The 15264-nt window shown below is 72.0% G+C and carries 15 protein-coding genes, 1 tRNA gene and 1 pseudogene; 9 read left to right on the forward strand and 8 right to left on the reverse strand.

The features are described 5' to 3' along the window. Positions 1–36 precede the first annotated feature (36 nt). The 4 genes from ACQEUX_RS31975 to ACQEUX_RS31990 all read left to right on the forward strand — a co-directional run bounded on the left by ACQEUX_RS31975 (position 37) and on the right by ACQEUX_RS31990 (position 2436). Positions 37–117: transfer RNA gene (locus ACQEUX_RS31975), tRNA-Leu, on the forward strand. A gap of 108 nt (positions 118–225) precedes the next feature. Continuing rightward, positions 226–1041, forward strand: a complete 816-nt coding sequence (locus ACQEUX_RS31980) for a Bax inhibitor-1/YccA family protein (RefSeq protein WP_433056408.1) — start codon at positions 226–228, stop codon at positions 1039–1041. 145 nt (positions 1042–1186) lie between these two features. Beyond that, positions 1187–1945 carry a Bax inhibitor-1/YccA family protein gene (locus tag ACQEUX_RS31985; RefSeq protein ID WP_433056410.1) on the forward strand — a complete coding sequence of 253 codons (759 nt, stop codon included), beginning with the start codon at positions 1187–1189 and terminating at the stop codon, positions 1943–1945. Between the two features lie 170 nt (positions 1946–2115). Further along, the gene (locus tag ACQEUX_RS31990; RefSeq protein WP_433056412.1) at positions 2116–2436 is read left to right on the forward strand and encodes a hypothetical protein; all 321 of its coding nucleotides are present in this window, start codon (positions 2116–2118) and stop codon (positions 2434–2436) included. A gap of 8 nt (positions 2437–2444) precedes the next feature. On the opposite strand, the gene ACQEUX_RS31995 is transcribed toward ACQEUX_RS31990, so the two are convergent. From ACQEUX_RS31995 to ACQEUX_RS32005, 3 genes and pseudogenes are all read right to left on the reverse strand, one after another. Beyond that, positions 2445–3707, reverse strand: coding sequence for an acetyl-CoA C-acetyltransferase (locus tag ACQEUX_RS31995; protein WP_433056414.1), 1263 nt, complete (start codon positions 3705–3707; stop codon positions 2445–2447). Between the two features lie 78 nt (positions 3708–3785). Beyond that, positions 3786–4598, reverse strand: a complete 813-nt coding sequence (locus ACQEUX_RS32000) for an SGNH/GDSL hydrolase family protein (protein WP_433057289.1) — start codon at positions 4596–4598, stop codon at positions 3786–3788. Beyond that, a pseudogene (locus ACQEUX_RS32005) lies at positions 4581–5647 on the reverse strand (SGNH/GDSL hydrolase family protein); the annotation flags it as partial. The gene ACQEUX_RS32000 and the pseudogene ACQEUX_RS32005, both read right to left, overlap by 18 nt. A gap of 150 nt (positions 5648–5797) precedes the next feature. Here ACQEUX_RS32005 and ACQEUX_RS32010 point away from each other — a divergent pair. Together ACQEUX_RS32010 and ACQEUX_RS32015 are read left to right on the forward strand one after the other, a co-directional pair. Then, positions 5798–6154 (forward strand): YkvA family protein, encoded by a 357-nt coding sequence (locus ACQEUX_RS32010; protein WP_433056416.1) that lies wholly within the window; start codon positions 5798–5800, stop codon positions 6152–6154. 72 nt (positions 6155–6226) lie between these two features. Next, positions 6227–7597: a cystathionine beta-synthase gene (locus tag ACQEUX_RS32015; RefSeq protein ID WP_433056418.1), complete on the forward strand. Its 1371-nt coding sequence runs from the start codon at positions 6227–6229 to the stop codon at positions 7595–7597. Positions 7598–7704: 107 nt separating this feature from the next. Here ACQEUX_RS32015 and ACQEUX_RS32020 read toward each other — a convergent pair whose 3' ends face one another. The 4 genes from ACQEUX_RS32020 to ACQEUX_RS32035 form a co-directional block, all read right to left on the reverse strand. Next, positions 7705–8214 carry an N-acetyltransferase family protein gene (locus ACQEUX_RS32020; RefSeq protein WP_433056420.1) on the reverse strand — a complete coding sequence of 170 codons (510 nt, stop codon included), beginning with the start codon at positions 8212–8214 and terminating at the stop codon, positions 7705–7707. Continuing rightward, positions 8211–9140, reverse strand: a complete 930-nt coding sequence (locus tag ACQEUX_RS32025; protein WP_433056422.1) for a ribonuclease Z — start codon at positions 9138–9140, stop codon at positions 8211–8213. The genes ACQEUX_RS32020 and ACQEUX_RS32025 overlap by 4 nt, the downstream gene beginning before the upstream one ends. 368 nt (positions 9141–9508) lie before the next feature. Continuing rightward, positions 9509–10171 (reverse strand): peptide-methionine (S)-S-oxide reductase MsrA, encoded by a 663-nt coding sequence (gene msrA / locus ACQEUX_RS32030; protein ID WP_433056424.1) that lies wholly within the window; start codon positions 10169–10171, stop codon positions 9509–9511. A gap of 75 nt (positions 10172–10246) precedes the next feature. Beyond that, on the reverse strand, positions 10247–10669 hold the full coding sequence (locus ACQEUX_RS32035) for an HIT family protein (RefSeq protein ID WP_433056426.1): 423 nt from the start codon (positions 10667–10669) through the stop codon (positions 10247–10249). A 103-nt stretch (positions 10670–10772) separates the two neighbouring features. Here ACQEUX_RS32035 and ACQEUX_RS32040 point away from each other — a divergent pair, with 103 nt between their 5' ends. The 3 genes from ACQEUX_RS32040 (at position 10773) to ilvA (ending at position 14703) form a co-directional block, all read left to right on the forward strand. Then, positions 10773–11915: a cystathionine gamma-synthase gene (locus ACQEUX_RS32040; protein ID WP_433056428.1), complete on the forward strand. Its 1143-nt coding sequence runs from the start codon at positions 10773–10775 to the stop codon at positions 11913–11915. A 12-nt stretch (positions 11916–11927) separates the two neighbouring features. Continuing rightward, a complete protein-coding gene (locus ACQEUX_RS32045) occupies positions 11928–13337 on the forward strand; it encodes an amidase (RefSeq protein WP_433056430.1) in 1410 nt (469 codons plus the stop codon). A 145-nt stretch (positions 13338–13482) separates the two neighbouring features. Next, positions 13483–14703 (forward strand): threonine ammonia-lyase, encoded by a 1221-nt coding sequence (gene ilvA, locus ACQEUX_RS32050; protein WP_433056432.1) that lies wholly within the window; start codon positions 13483–13485, stop codon positions 14701–14703. A gap of 62 nt (positions 14704–14765) precedes the next feature. Here the strand turns inward: ilvA and greA are convergent, their stop codons facing one another. Continuing rightward, positions 14766–15263 (reverse strand): transcription elongation factor GreA, encoded by a 498-nt coding sequence (gene greA, locus ACQEUX_RS32055; protein ID WP_433056434.1) that lies wholly within the window; start codon positions 15261–15263, stop codon positions 14766–14768. Position 15264 lies beyond the last annotated feature (1 nt).

A 15264-nucleotide genomic window follows, 5' to 3' on the forward strand; every position in this document is an offset into this window, starting at 1 on the left:
CACTGCACCGTGCGTGTCGGCGCGCCGGTGCCACCCGCCCGGGTGGTGGAACGGCAGACACGGCCGCCTTAAAAGCGGCTGCCGCAAGGCGTGCGGGTTCGACCCCCGCCCCGGGCACAGGTCGGCTCGAACGCATTCTCATCCGTGATCACCAGGACTTGGCTGCGCCGTTTACTCTTGGAGGGCACGTTCACGTGCAAACGACCCCCTGAGGGAGGCCAGACAGTGAAGACCTCGAACCCGGTGCTCGCCCGGCTCGGCCAGGCGGCCGAGCGGGAGCGCTCCGCCGGGTACGCACCGGCCGGGCCGTACGGACAGCCCGGCATTCCCCAGCAGTACCCGTCCCAGGCCGGTTACCCGGCCGCGCCGCCCACCGTGGCGCCCATGACCGTCGACGACGTGGTCGTCAAGACGGTCGCTCTGCTCGGCATCCTCGGCATCACCGCCGCGGCCGCCTGGGTGCTCGTGCCCGACGCGCTGGTCGGTACCGCCTGGATCGGCGCGGCGGTGGTCGGGCTGGTCCTCGGCTTGATCATCTCGTTCTCCCGGATGGCCAACCCGGCGCTCGTCATCGCGTACGCGGTCGTCGAGGGCGTCTTCGTCGGCATGGTCAGCAAGGCGTTCGAGACGCTCTACGACGGCATCGTGCTCCAGGCCGCCGTCGCCAGCTTCGGCATCTTCTTCCTGATGGCGATGCTCTACCGGGCGAAGGTCATCCGGGCCACCCCCGCGTTCGTCAAGGGCATGATCGCGGCGATGGTCGGCCTCTTCGCCGTCATGCTGATCAACCTGGTGCTGGCACTCTTCGGCGTCAACACCGGCCTGCGTGACGGCAGCCCGCTGGCGATCGGCTTCAGCCTGGTCTGCATCGTGGTCGCCTCGCTGAGCTTCGTGCTCAGCTTCAAGGAGATCGAGGACGGCGTCCGCATGGGCCTGCCCCAGCGCTACTCCTGGACGGCCGCGTTCGGCATCCTGGTCAGCCTGGTCTGGCTCTACATCGAGATCCTGCGTCTGCTGAGCTACTTCCAGGGCGACGACTGACCTCGTCCGCACTGCCGACCGGCGCCCGCTCCCGCTCTCGCGGGGGCGGGCGCCGTCGTTCGCACCGGGCGCGCCGTTTCCCCGTCGCCGCCGGGCCGCCCGGGGCAGAGTGACTGCGAGGGGTACGCGGGCGAAGGAGGCGGCGGTGCGCAGCAACAACCCGGTGCTCAACCGGCTGGACGAGACCGGTCGGGTGGAGGCCCGGGTGCTCGGCGCCCGTGACGTCGAGCCGATGACGGTCGACGAGGTGGTGGTCCGTACGGTCGGGTTGCTGCTCGTCACCGGCGCGGCCGCGGCGGTGTCCTGGGCGGTGATCCCCGACGCGGCGTGGCTGGGCGCCGCCCTGGCCGGCAGCGCGCTCGCCTCGATCGCGCTGGTCCTGGTCATCTCGTTGCGCGGGATCACCAACCCGGTGCCGATCGTCGGCTACGCCGTGCTCCAGGGACTGCTGCTGGGGGTGGCGAGCCGCGCCTTCGAGCAGGTGTACCCGGGCATCGTGGTGCAGGCGGTGGCCGGCACCTTCGGCGTCTTCCTCGGCATGGCGGCGCTCTACCGGGCCCGGGTGATCCGGGCGACGCCCCGGCTCGCCCGCCTGGTGATCGGCACGTTGCTCGGCATCGCCGTGCTCAGCGTGGTCAACCTGGTGTCGTACCTGATCTCGGGGCGCCCGGGGCTGGCGGTCTACAGCGTCAGTGGGGAGGTCGGCTGGCTGCCGTACGCCTTCTCGGTGGTGGCCATCATCGCCGGGGCGTTCAGCTTCATCCTCGACTTCGATCTGGTCGAACGCTCGGTGCGCGACGGTCGACCCCGCCGGTTCGCGTGGCTGTGCGCGTTCGGCCTGCTCACCGGGTTGGTCTTTCTCTACTGGCAGTTGCTGCGGCTGCTCAGCTACCTGCGCCGGTGACCGGCCCTCCGGTGACCGGCCTCGCGCCGGCCCCCGGGGATCGGCCTCGCGCCGGCTTGATCGACTCGGTTTTCATGACGTCGGGGTGTCCGGGTCGCGGTGATGCCCCGATTTCCAGGAAATCGAGTCGATCTCGGGCTCCGCGCCGGCCGGCCGTAGACTCGGCGGCGATGAGCGCAGCGGAGTTGGATCAGGCCGTGCAGTTGCTGGTCCGTCAGATCGGGCACTGGCAGCAGCCGCGTTGGGCAGCGGCCGCGACCACCGGCAACGTGTCCCGCGCCGACCTGGTGCACCGGTTGGTGCAGGAGATCGCCAACCTGGCCGCCGACGCCGAGGGTGAGCCCCGGCGGGTGGTGCCCCGGCTCGCCAACGACCTGGCCCTGCCCGATCAGCTACGGGTGGTGACGGCAGACCTGGTGGCTGCCGGCCCGGGGGCCGAGGCGCTGGCCCGGGCCGCCGCCGAGGTAACGGCGACCCGCAGCGCGCTCTGACGTCAGCTTCAGCTCAACCGCTCGAGCACCATGGCCATGCCCTGGCCACCGCCGACGCACATCGTCTCCAGACCGATGGTCTTGTCGTGCCACTCCAGTGCGTTGAGCAGGGTGCCGGTGATGCGGGCGCCGGTCATGCCGAACGGGTGACCGACCGCGATCGCGCCGCCCATCACGTTCAGCTTCTCCTCCGGGATGCCCAGCTCGCGGTAGGAGGGGATGACCTGCGCGGCGAACGCCTCGTTGATCTCGACGAGGTCGACGTCGTCGATGGTCATGCCAGCCCGGCGCAGCGCCTGCCGGGACGCCTCGACCGGCCCGAGACCCATGATCTCCGGCGACAGGGCGGTCACACCGGTGGAGACGATCCGGGCCAGCGGGGTGAGCCCAAGCTCCTCGGCCCGCTGGGCGCTCATCACCACCACGGCGGCCGCACCGTCGTTGAGCGGGCAGCAGTTGCCGGCGGTGATCCGGCCGTCCGGGCGGAACACCGGCTTCAGGCCGGCGACCGCGTCGAGGGTGACGCCGGCGCGGGGCCCGTCGTCGGTGCTCACCACGGTGCCGTCCGGCGTGGTGACCGGGGTGATCTCCCGGGCCCAGAAGCCGTCGGCGATGGCCTTCTCGGCGAGGTTCTGGCTGCGTACGCCGAACTCGTCCATGTCGGCGCGGGTGACGTCGTACACCTGGGCCAGGTTCTCCGCGGTCTGCCCCATGGTCAGGTAGATGTCGGGCAGCTCACCGGCCTCGCGCGGGTCGGTCCACACCTCTGCCCCGCCCTGCGCGCGGCGCTTCGAGCGCTCGCCGGCCGCCCCGAAGCGGGGGTTCTCCCAGCTGCCACCGACCAGGGCCTGCGCTTCGGGAGGCAGCCCGTCGGAGCTGCCCCGGGCGTAGCGGGAGACCATCTCGACGCCGGCGGAAACGAACACATCGCCCTCACCAGCGCGGATCGCGTGCATGGCCATGCGGGTGGTCTGCAACGACGAGGCGCAGTAGCGGGTCAGCGTGGCGCCGGGCACCGTGTCCAGGCCGAGGAGTGTGGACACCACCCGGGCCATGTTGAAGCCCTGCTCGCCGCCGGGCAGACCGCACCCGAGGTAGAGGTCGTCGATCGTGGTCGGATCGAGCTGCGGGATCTTGTCCAGGGCGGCCTGGACGATGGTCGCGGCGAGGTCGTCGGAGCGGACGTCGCGCAGGGACCCCTTGTGCGCCCGGCCGATGGGGGAGCGGGCGGTGGCGACGATGACGGCGTCGCGGGACGACTCAATCGGCATGGACCAACGTTAACCCGCCAGTAACATGGCGGGGAAGGAGCCGGCGCGGCGGGAAATGTCACCCCCTGCGGGGCCGATCTAGCGCCGGGTCGCGACCGCCGCCGCGGCGGCGAGGGCGGGCAGCAGCGCGTGCGCCCACACCCGGTAGCCGTCGGCGGAGGGGTGGAAGCCGTCGTGGCAGAGCGTCCCCGCGTCGGCCCGGAACACCGGCCCGGTCTCGGTGGCCAGGTCGACGACCGAACCGCCAGCGTCCAGTACGGCCGTGGTCTGCGCGCGGGCCGTCCGGCGCCCGGACCAGCTGACCACCTGGCGCAGCGGAGGTGCGATGGCACGCACCGCGCCGAGATCGGGGCAGGTGCCCACCACCACCTCGACCCGCGCCTCGCGCAGCCGGTGCACCGCCGCGCCGAGGTACGCCGCCGCGTCGGAGGGCCGGCGCAGCCCGGTGGCGTCGTTCGCGCCGATCAGGATCAGCGCCACGTCGGGCCGCTCACCGAGCAGGGCCCGGGCCACCTGCGTGGCCAGGTCGGTCGAGCGGGACCCGGAGACGCCGACACTCGACAGGTGCACCCGCCGGCCGGTCGGGCCCTCGGCGAGCAGGTTGGCCAACTGCCCGCCGATGGTGTCCTCGAGGCGGTCGACACCGACGCCCAGTGCCGACGAGTCGCCGAGTAGCACCAGCCGCAGCGGCGGAGCGCCCTCCCGGCCGATCGTGGCTCGCAGGGCCAGCCCCAGCTCCGGTTGGGCGTAGCGCCGGTGCCGGGCGACGAACGCCTCGCCGGCCAGGACGGCCGCGCCGCCCACGGTGCCGGCGAGCAGCGAGTATGCCGCCGCCCGGCCCAGCCTGCCGGGAAGGCCGGCGGTCACGCCCCGCTCGCTGCGCTCGTTCATGCCAGTCCCTCCACTGTCGAGGTGTCCGAGGCGGACCCGTGCTGCGGCACGGCGCCGACACCGAAGAACGCCCGGCGACGCAGTTGCGCCCACCGGCCGGCCGGCCCTCGGTCGCGGCCCCGGACCTGCGTGCCGCTGACTTCCGTGCCGGCGTGCCGGGCCGCCTCCTGTGCGGCCTCCGGCAGCGACCGTACGCCCTCGCCGCGTGTCGGTGTGGCCCGTCGTTCCTGCCCTGCGCCGAGCACGGAGAGCATCGTCGGCAGGAGCGCGGCGGCGGCCATCGCGTACCCCTCGGCGGAGGGATGGAACCGATCCCAGGCGAACATCCGGGTCGGCTCGGCGGCGAACCGGGGGCCGAGCAGATCGCCGAGGGAGACCGTCCAGCCGCCCGCCTCGACCACGGCAACCGTCTGGGCCGCGGCGAGCTGGCGGCTCCACCGGTGCGCCAACCAGCGCAGAGGGGGCTGGATGGGGCGGATCGCGCCCAGGTCGGGGCACGTGCCGACGACCACCTCGCACCCGGCGTCGCGCAACGTGTGCACCGCCTCGACCAGGTAGCGCACCGCGAGGCCGCGCGGCGTGCGGTTGGTGATGTCGTTGCCGCCAATGAGGATCACCGCGATGTCGGGTCGGCACTCCAGCGCCGCCTCGACCTGATGGCGCAGAGCCGCAGAGATCGCACCGACCACCGCGAACCGGTGCAGTTGCACCGGCCGGCGCAGTCGACGGGACAGGCCGGTGGCGAGCAGCGCGCCCGGTGTCTCCCGACGGCGGTGCACGCCGTAGCCGGCCGCCGACGAGTCGCCGAGCACGACCATGGTGAGTGCGGGGCCGGGGAACTTCGCGCCGTACACGCCGTCGCAGCGCGGCGGCGGTGCCTCGGCCATCGGGATGGTGCGTCGGGCCTGCCGGGCCTGGCCGAGCAGCACCCCACCGGTCGCCACCGCGGCTGCCGCGGTGGCGACCGTCCCGATGGCCGCTAGGCGGGCGAACCGCCGGGCCTGCCGCCAGCGCTCACCAACGGGTACGACGGAATCAGCCACCCCCATACCGCGACATTATCGCGCCGGGCCGACACGCCGCTGTCGTCGTGACGCCACCCGGGTGCCTGGAAACCGACGCTACGGGGTATCTGTGCGGGGGAGGCCGGTCGACTTGCGCCGACCCGCCACGCTGATCCGGCGGAGAGGAGCACGACGATGGGGAAGACACTGAAGCGCAGCGCGGCGTTCACGGCACTGGTGCGGGCACTGGCGGCCGGGGCGCGCGGTGGGCCGTCGATGGGCGCCCGGTTGGCAGCGCTGCCCCGGATGATCCGGGCCACCACCAAGGGGGAGTACGACGGCGGCCTCCGGTTGGCCCTGATGACCGCGGCGACGGTGTACATCGTCTCGCCGATCGACCTGCTCCCGGAGATCCCGCTGGCGATCTTCGGGCTGGCCGACGACGCGGTCATGATCACGTGGTTGGCCGGCAGCGTGCTCGCCGAGACCGATCGCTTCCTGGAGTGGGAGGCCCGCCGCAGCTCGGTCATCCCCGGGGGGTTGGCACCCTGACGACACGTACGCTGGGCGGCGAGGAAACGTCTGCCCGGCCGCCATCGCCGGCGCCGCAACGAAGGGCACACCGTGCAGTACTACGACAACGTCGTCGACATGATCGGCAACACCCCGCTGGTACGTCTGCGTAACGTCACCGAGGGCATCCAGGCCACCGTGCTCGCCAAGGTGGAGTACGTCAACCCGGGTGGCTCGGTGAAGGACCGGATCGCGCTGCGGATGGTGGAGGACGCCGAGGCCGCTGGCCTGCTCAAGCCCGGCGGCACCATCGTCGAGCCGACCAGCGGCAACACCGGCGTCGGGCTGGCCCTGGTGGCCCAGCTCAAGGGCTACAAGTGCGTCTTCGTCTGCCCGGACAAGGTCAGCCAGGACAAGCAGGACGTGCTCCGGGCGTACGGCGCCGAGGTGGTGGTCTGCCCGACCGCGGTCGCCCCGGAGGACCCGCGCTCGTACTACAACGTCTCCGACCGGCTGACCCGGGAGATCCCCGGCGCCTGGAAGCCCGACCAGTACAGCAACCCGGCCAACCCGCGCTCGCACTACGAGACGACCGGCCCGGAGCTCTGGAAGCAGACCGAGGGCGGTCTCACCCACTTCGTGGCGGGCGTCGGCACCGGCGGCACCATCTCCGGCATCGGCCGCTACCTCAAGGAAGCCTCGGAGGGACGGGTGCGGATCATCGGGGCCGACCCGGAGGGCTCGGTGTACTCCGGCGGCACCGGCCGGCCGTACCTGGTGGAGGGCGTCGGGGAGGACTTCTGGCCGGAGACGTACGACCAGGGTGTGGCCGACGAGATCGTCGAGGTGTCCGACAAGGCGTCCTTCGAGATGACCCGGCGGCTGGCTCGCGAGGAAGGGCTGCTGGTCGGCGGCTCGTGCGGGATGGCGGTGGTGGCCGCGCTGGAGGTCGCCCGCAAGGCCGGCCCGGACGACGTGGTGGTGGTGCTGCTGCCGGACGGCGGCCGGGGCTACCTCTCGAAGATCTTCAACGACTCGTGGATGGCCCGGTACGGCTTCCTCGACAACTCCGGTGCCGAGCCGACGGTGGCCGACGCGTTGGCCAGCAAGCCGGGCGGGCTGCCCGAGCTGGTGCACGTGCACCCGACCGAGACGGTCCGTGACGCGATCGACTACATGCGCGAGTACGGCGTCTCGCAGCTGCCGGTGCTGAAGGCCGAGCCGCCCGTGGTGACCGGCGAGGTGGCCGGCTCGATCGCCGAGCGGGACCTGCTCGACGCGCTGTTCACCGGCCAGGCCCACCTGCACGACACGATCGAGCGGCACATGGGCGACCCGCTGCCGATGATCGGTGGTGGCCAGCCGGTGAGTGAGGCTGTCGGCCTGCTGGAGAAGTCCGACGCCGCCCTGGTCCTCGTCGACGGCAAGCCCAAGGGCGTCCTCACCCGCCAGGACCTGCTAGCCCACCTGGGCGCCCACTAGTCCCTTCCCAGGCCACCCGTGTGCCGACCCGCAGGGCGGCACCGGACACCCCTACCCAGTCCTTTGCTCTGCGGTAGGGGTGGGCTCCTGGCACGCGCAAGCGCCGCTCAGAGGGGGCGGCTGTAGCGCAGCTGGAGGGTTGGGGCGGTGCCGATGTGCTCTTCGCGTTCCGCACCCGTCGGGGTCCAGCCGCCGCGTTCGTAGAAGGCGCGGGCGTGGGCGTTGTCCCGGAGCACCCAGAGCACGGCGTGTCGCCAGCCCCGGGCCCGCATGGCGTCCAGGGCGTCCACCATCATCGCGCGGCCGGTGCCCCGGCCCTGCTCGTCCGGGTCGAGATGAATCGCGTTGAGCAGCCCGGTGGACGGGTCGTCCTCGTCGTCCGGGCCCAGGTGGCTGAACCCGACCAGCGTCCCGGCCCGCTCGGCCACGGTCATGCGGTGGGTGTCCCGTTCCCAGCGCCACCGCTCGGCCCAGTACCAGCCCATCGCCTCCGGCGTCGGGTCGGCCAGGGCCTCAGGCGGCAGGAAGGCGGAGTACGCGGCGACCCGGGAGCGCTGGTGCAGGGCGCCCACCGCCATCAGGTCGTCACCGGTCGCGGGGCGGAGCGTGACGGTCATCCGGCCGAGGCTACCCGGCGGGGTGGGACCTGCACCGTGGTCAGGTCCTCGGCGATGATCAGCTCACCGTCGAAGTGCGCCCGCGCCTCGTCGTGGAACCGGCGCGGATCGGAATAGCGCTGGGAGAAATGGGTGAGCACGAGCCGGCGTACCCCGGACTCGGTCGCCACCCGGGCGGCCTGCGCCGCGGTCAGGTGGCCGACCTCGGCGGCGAGCGCGGCCTCCGACTCCAGGAAGGTCGACTCGATGACCAGCAGGTCGGCGTGCTCGGCGAGGGCGTACACCCCGTCGCAGAGGCCGGTGTCCATCACGAACGCGAACCGCTGCCCCGGGCGGGGCACGCTCACCTCGTCGCGGGTGACACGGCGCCCGTCGAGGTCCAGGTGCCCGACGCGGATCAGCTCGCCGACGGCCGGCCCGGCGACGTCGTACGCGGCCAGCTTCTCCGGCAGCATCCGGTAGCCGTCCGGCTCGACCAGCCGGTAGCCGTACGTCTCGATGGGGTGTCGCAGCCGGCGTGCCTCCAGCGTGCCGCAGCCCAGGGCGATCCGCTGCCCGTCCGCCTCGATCGGGGTCACCCGCAGCTCGGCGGTCTCGTAGAAGGAGGTGGCATGCCGCAGCCGGGCGAAGTATTCGGCGCCGCCGCCGGGGAAGTGCACCGCGACCGGGTGCGCCACCCGGTCTAGGGAGAGCCGCTGGATGGTGCCGGGCAGGCCGAGGCAGTGGTCGCCGTGGAAGTGGGTGACGCAGATCCGGGTCAGGTCGGTGGCGGTGACCGTGGTGTGCAGGAGCTGGCGTTGGCTGCCCTCACCGGGGTCGAAGAGGATCACCTCGTCGTCCCAGCGCAGCACGTACCCGTTGTGGTTGCGCTGACGGGTCGGCGCCTGGCTGGCCGTCCCCAGGACCACCAGCTCGCGCATCGACATCGCCGGTCCTCCGGATATGAAGCGACCCCCGGGGTGCTCCGCGCTGACGCGCGGGCCGGCTGGACTGAGGCCGGCACCCCGGGGGTCGGGTGGCTGTCGTGGATTCGCCGCACCGCTGCCACACGGTCTCGACGATGGTGCTGGTGCCCGCCTGTTGGCGAACCGATCACTGTCGAGGACAGCGGCTAGCGGACAGCCACCTCACGAGTCCGATTGCTATACAAGTCTGGACCACCTCCTTTCACGTGTACGCCCACGCTATCGAGTCCTGACGGGGCTCTGCAACGGATTTCGATCACAGGGCCAAACGGGAATGCCCGGCCGCCTCATCGGCGGCCGGGCATCACGCTCGTGCAGGTGGGCGGTGGTCAGCCGGCGGTACGGGCCACACCGACCGGGCAGCTCAACCCGTTCGGGCCGTGGTTGCAGTACCCGTTCGGGTTCTTCGTCGGGGCGAGGTACTGCTGGTGGTAGTCCTCAGCGAAGTAGTAGCTGCCGAGCGGGGCGATCTCGGTGGTGATCTCACCCTTGCCGGCGCGCGTCACGATCGGCTGGAACGCGTCCCGGGACGACTCCGCGATGGTCCGCTGCTGGTCGGTGGTCGTGTAGATCGCCGACCGGTACTGGGTGCCGACGTCGTTGCCCTGGCGCATGCCCTGAGTCGGGTCGTGGTTCTCCCAGAAGACCTTCAGCAGGTCCTCGTAAGCGATCTTGCTGGGGTCGTACACCACCTGGACGACCTCGGCGTGCCCGGTCCGACCGGAACACGTCTCCTCGTACGTCGGGTTCCTGGTGATGCCACCGGCGTAACCGGCGGAGGTGGTGTAGACGCCGGGCAGCGTCCAGAACAGCCGCTCGGCACCCCAGAAACAACCCATGCCGAAGACGGCGACCTGCAGGCCCTCCGGGAACGGGCCCTTCAACGGCGTGCCCAGCACCTCGTGCCGGTCGGCGACCGGCATGGCGATCGGGCGGCCCGGCAGGGCCTGGTCGGGCGAAACCATCTCGGCGTTCATACGGCGCAAAAACACGTGGGGATCTCCTCTCGTACCACTCCCAGCGTGTAACACCGGTGGGTCTTCCTTCCTTACCCGCGTCACCGTGAGTCAGGCCCCACCCGGCAGTGCGGCAGCCACCCGGTCGGCGTACGTCTGCGCCTCGGTGTCGTCGGCGTAGCGGGTGCGCGGCCAGAAGAAGCCCCGCAGCCCGTCCCCCTTGGTACGCGGAACCACGTGGGTGTGCAGGTGTGGCACCGACTGGGACACTTTGTTGTTCATCGCCACGAACGTCCCACCGGCCCCGAGACCGGTCTCCACCGCCACCGCCAGCCGCCGGACCAGCGCGAAGTAGCCCGGCAGCAGGTCGGACGGCAACTCCGCCAGGGTCACCAGATGGACCCGGGGCACCACCAGCACATGCCCCTTGAACACGGGCCGGGTGTCCAGGAACGCCATCCCGTCGGGCTCGTCGGCGACCCGGAACGCCGACACCTCGCCCGCCACGATCCCGCAGAACACGCAAGCGTTCATCGGCCCAGGCTATGCCGGCCCGTTTCCGGTCCAGGCGAGGCCGGCCCCGCTCGGAGCGCGGGTTCCGTTCCAACCTTCGGGACGGGGCACTAGCCTCACCAGAATGAGTCACGGCTTCGAGACGCTCGCCATCCACGCCGGCCAGGATCCTGAGGCCCGCACCGGCGCGGTGATCCCACCGATCTACCAGACCAGCACGTACGCGCAGGACGCCGTCGGCGCGCCCCGGCTCGGCTACGAGTACAGCCGCTCGGGCAACCCGACCCGTGACGCGCTCCAGGAGTGCCTGGCAGCTCTGGAGGGTGGGCCGGTGGGTCTCGCCTTCGCCAGCGGCCTGGCGGCGGAGGACACCCTGCTGCGGACCGTGTGCCAGCCGGGCGACCACGTGGTGATCCCGGACGACGCGTACGGCGGCACCTACCGGCTCTTCGCCCGCGTCGCCCAGCGCTGGGGCCTGGAGTTCACCCCGGCCAAGGTCTCCGACCCGTCCGCGATCCGGGCGGCCGTGCAGCCCGGTCGGACGAAGATCGTCTGGGTGGAGACGCCGACCAACCCGCTGCTCGGCATCGCCGACATCGCCGCCCTGGCCGCCGTGGCACACGACGCGGGCGCGCTGCTGGTGGTCGACAACACCTTCGCCTCGCCGTATCTGCAGCAGCCGATCGCGCACGGCGCGGACGTGGTGGTGCACTCCACCACCAAGTACATCGGCGGTCACTCCGACGTGGTGGGTGGAGCGCTCGTCGTGGCGGATGCCGCACTCGGCGAGGAGCTGCGCTACCACCAGAACGCGATGGGCGCGATCAACGGCCCGTTCGACGCCTGGCTCACGCTGCGCGGCATCAAGACCCTCGGGGTACGGATGGACCGGCACTGCGACAACGCCGAGCGGCTCGCCGCGTACCTCGACGGGCACGCCAAGGTGGCGCAGGTGATCTACCCCGGGCTGCCCTCGCACCCTGGTCACGAGGTGGCCGCCAAGCAGATGCGCCGGTTCGGGGGCATGATCTCGTTCCGCGCCACCGGTGGTGAGGACCATGCCGTGGAGATCTGCAACCGCACCAATCTCTTCGTGCTCGCCGAGTCGCTCGGCGGCGTGGAATCCCTGATCGAGCACCCGGGTCGGATGACACACGCAAGTGCTGCCGGCTCGCCGCTTGAAGTTCCCGGCGATCTCGTGCGACTGTCTGTCGGCATCGAGACGGTCGACGACCTGCTCGCCGATCTGGAGCAGGCGCTGGGCTGACCGCTGGGGAGGATGGCCGTGCAGGACATCATGGCGACCTGGGTCGGGGCGACCGCCAAGCAGATCGCCCGGGGCGTACGCCGGGGTGACGTCTCGGCCACCCAGGTCGTCGCCGACCACCTCGAGTACATCTCCCGAGCCGACCGAGAGCTGGCCGCGTTCCGTGCCGTGCGCGGCGGCGAGGCGATCACCGAGGCGGAGAAGGTCGACGAGCAGGAGGACCTGGCCAACCTGCCGCTGGCCGGGGTGCCGGTGGCGGTCAAGGAGAACACCCCGGTCGCCGGTCTGCCCACCTGGAACGGGTCGACGGCCGCCCGTACCGACGTCGCGGAGGCCGACCACGAGGTGGTGCGTCGGCTGCGCGGCGCCGGCGCGGTGATTCTCGGTGTGACCCGGATGCCGGAGCTTGGGCTGTGGGCGCTCACCGACGACGACAGCGCGGTCACCCGCAATCCGTGGGACAGCACGCGTACCCCCGGCGGGTCCTCCGGTGGCGCCGCCGCCGCGGTGGCCGCCGGGCTGGTGCCCATCGCGCACGGCAACGACGGTCTCGGCTCGATCCGGATTCCCGCGGCCTGTTGCGGCCTGGTCGGGCTCAAGCCCGGTCGGGGCGTGGTCCCCTGCCAGCTCGGCGCGGACGACTGGTTCGGCCTCACCGAGCACGGCATGTTGACCAGCACGGTCGCCGACGCGGCGGTCGGCTTCTCGGTGCTCGCCGGTCGGCGTCCAGAGAAGCTGGTCCCGCCGCAGCGGCTGCGGGTGGGTGTCTCGCTGCGCTCCCCGGTGCGCGGCGTCACGCCGGACGCGCCCAACCGGGACGCCGTCGCCGCCGCCGGCCGGCTTCTCGCCGCCGCCGGGCACGACACGGTGCCAGCCGACCCGGTCTACCCCACCGCGCTCGGCCTCCAGGGCATCGCCACGTGGTTCGCCGCCGCCGCCGCCGATGTCCGGGCCTCCGGGTTGGACCGGCGGGGCCTGCAACGGCGTACCCGGCGGCACGTCGCGCTGGGCGAGTGGGCGCAGCGTCGCGGCTACGTGCGGGAGGCTGACCGGGCCGCGTGGCGGCAACGGTCGGTCGACTTCTTCACCGACCACTCGGTCGACCTGCTGCTCACCCCGGCGCTGGCCACCGCACCGCCGGAGGCGGCGCAGTGGTCCGAGCGTTCCTGGCGGGCGAACATGGCAGCCAACATCCGGTACGCCCCGTACGCCGCACCATGGAACATCGCCGGCCTGCCGGCGGTCGTGGTGCCGATCGGCCGCCGTCCGGACGGCCTGCCGGTAGCCGTGCAACTGGTCGGTCCGCCCGGCTCGGAGCTGCTGCTGCTCGGTGTGGCCGGCCAGTTCGAGATGGCCGCCCCGTGGGCGCGCCACGCCCCCGGCTACCCCCTCATCGGAACGGGGTCGCCAGCCACCGCCTGATCCACCCCCGGATTCTTGAAATCGCGCCATCACAGCGAAGCTGATACGCGGTATCAGGATGTCGAGTGGATCAACCGCTGCCCGCGGCGCCACACACTGCGGTGTCGCCGCAGAGGCCTCCGGCGTCGGGTGGCACGATCGGGGCATGACGGAACTGGTCGGTCTCGAGGACGTGCGGGCTGCACGGGAACTGCTCGCTGGCGTCACCCGGACCACCCCGCTGGAGCCCTCCCGCCCGCTGAGCGCGGCACTGGGCGGCCCGACCTGGCTCAAGTGCGAGAACGTGCAACGTGCGGGCTCGTACAAGGTGCGTGGCGCGTACGTGCGAATCTCGCGGCTGTCGGCGGCCGAGCGGGAGCGCGGCGTGGTCGCGGCCAGCGCGGGCAACCACGCCCAGGGCGTTGCTCTCGCCGCCGGCCTGGTCGGCACGCACGCCACGGTCTTCATGCCGGTCAACGCGCCGCTGCCGAAGGTGGCCGCCACCAAGGGGTACGGCGCGCAGGTCGAGTTGGCCGGCAACACCGTCGACGAGTCGTTGGTCGCCGCGCACACGTACGCCGAGCGCACCGGCGCGGTGCTGATCCACCCGTTCGACCACCCCGATGTGATCGCCGGCCAGGGCACGGTGGCGCTGGAGATCCTCGAACAGTGCCCGGACGTGAAGACGATCATCACCGGGGTGGGTGGTGGCGGTTTGATCTCGGGCATGGCGGTGGCCGCGAAGGCATTGCGACCGGACGTCCGGATCATCGGCGTCCAGGCGGCCGGCGCGGCGGCGTTCCCGCCCTCGCTGGTGGCCGGGGAGCCGGTCCGGCTGCCCGCCTTCTCCACCATCGCCGACGGCATCGCGGTGGGCCGACCGGGGGAGATCACCTTCAACCACGTGCGCAAGCTGGTCGACGAGATCGTCACGGTCTCCGAGGAGGACATCTCCCGCGCCCTGTTGATGCTGCTGGAGCGCGGTAAGCAGGTGGTCGAGCCGGCCGGGGCGGTTGGCGTCGCCGCGCTGCTGGCCGGTGTGGTGGAGGTGGAGACGCCGGTGGTGGCGGTGCTCTCCGGTGGCAACATCGACCCGTTGCTGATGCTGCGGGTGATCGAGCACGGCCTGGCCGCCGCGGGTCGTTACCTGCGGGTGACGGTGCGCTGCTCGGACCGCCCCGGGCAACTCGCGTCGCTGCTCAGCCAGATCGCCGAGCACCGGGCCAACGTCGTGGACGTGGAGCACCAGCGGGCCAACCCGCACCTGAGCCTCGGCGAGGTGGAGGTGGCGCTGTCGGTGGAGACCCGGGGGGTGGAGCACTCGGACACGCTGATCAGCGCGCTGCGGGCCAGCGGCTACCAGGTGGTCTTCGCCGCCGAGGCGTGACACGGAACAGTGCCACGCCGCGGCGGCGGCGACGCCTCAGCGTGTGGTGAGACCGGCGACGGTCAGCCGGAGAACGGCTCGAAGCTGACCACGGTCACCTTGATGTCGGCACCACTCGGCGCCGTGTAGGTGCAGGTCTGCCCGGGCCGGCCACCCAGGATCGCCTTACCGAGAGCCGACTCGGGGCTGTAGACGGTCAGGTCGGTCGTGGCCGCGATCTCCCGGGAGCCGAGCAGGAAGGTCTCGGTGTCGTTGGCGTCGTCGTCGAAGTAGATCGTCACCACCATGCCCGGCGACACCGCGTCGGCGGTCGGGGCCTCGCCGACCTTCGCGGTGCGCAGCAGCTCCTGCAGGTAGCGGATGCGACCCTCGGCCTTGCCCTGCTCCTCGCGGGCGGCGTGGTAGCCGCCGTTCTCCCGCAGGTCGCCCTCCTCGCGCCGAGCGTTGATCTCGGCTGCGATCGCCGGACGGTTGGCGATGTGCTCGTCGAGCTCGGCCTGGAGGCGGTCGTACGCGTCCTGCGACAGCCAGGTGGCGGGCGCCTCGTTGCCAGTGGACACA

This window comes from Micromonospora sp. CA-259024 (genome assembly GCF_050936255.1).
Classification (GTDB): Bacteria; Actinomycetota; Actinomycetes; order Mycobacteriales; family Micromonosporaceae; genus Micromonospora.

Excerpts from the sequence above, each read along its gene's own strand:
- ACQEUX_RS31990 (WP_433056412.1), top strand. The coding sequence starts at position 2,116 with ATGAGCGCAGCGGAGTTGGATCAGGCCGTGCAGTTGCTGGTCCGTCAG.
- ACQEUX_RS31995 (WP_433056414.1), bottom strand. The coding sequence starts at position 3,707 with ATGCCGATTGAGTCGTCCCGCGACGCCGTCATCGTCGCCACCGCCCGC.
- ACQEUX_RS32000 (WP_433057289.1), bottom strand. The coding sequence starts at position 4,598 with ATGAACGAGCGCAGCGAGCGGGGCGTGACCGCCGGCCTTCCCGGCAGG.
- ACQEUX_RS32010 (WP_433056416.1), top strand. The coding sequence starts at position 5,798 with ATGGGGAAGACACTGAAGCGCAGCGCGGCGTTCACGGCACTGGTGCGG.
- ACQEUX_RS32020 (WP_433056420.1), bottom strand. The coding sequence starts at position 8,214 with ATGACCGTCACGCTCCGCCCCGCGACCGGTGACGACCTGATGGCGGTG.
- ACQEUX_RS32025 (WP_433056422.1), bottom strand. The coding sequence starts at position 9,140 with ATGTCGATGCGCGAGCTGGTGGTCCTGGGGACGGCCAGCCAGGCGCCG.
- ACQEUX_RS32035 (WP_433056426.1), bottom strand. The coding sequence starts at position 10,669 with ATGAACGCTTGCGTGTTCTGCGGGATCGTGGCGGGCGAGGTGTCGGCG.
- ACQEUX_RS32040 (WP_433056428.1), top strand. The coding sequence starts at position 10,773 with ATGAGTCACGGCTTCGAGACGCTCGCCATCCACGCCGGCCAGGATCCT.
- ACQEUX_RS32045 (WP_433056430.1), top strand. The coding sequence starts at position 11,928 with ATGGCCGTGCAGGACATCATGGCGACCTGGGTCGGGGCGACCGCCAAG.
- ilvA (WP_433056432.1), top strand. The coding sequence starts at position 13,483 with ATGACGGAACTGGTCGGTCTCGAGGACGTGCGGGCTGCACGGGAACTG.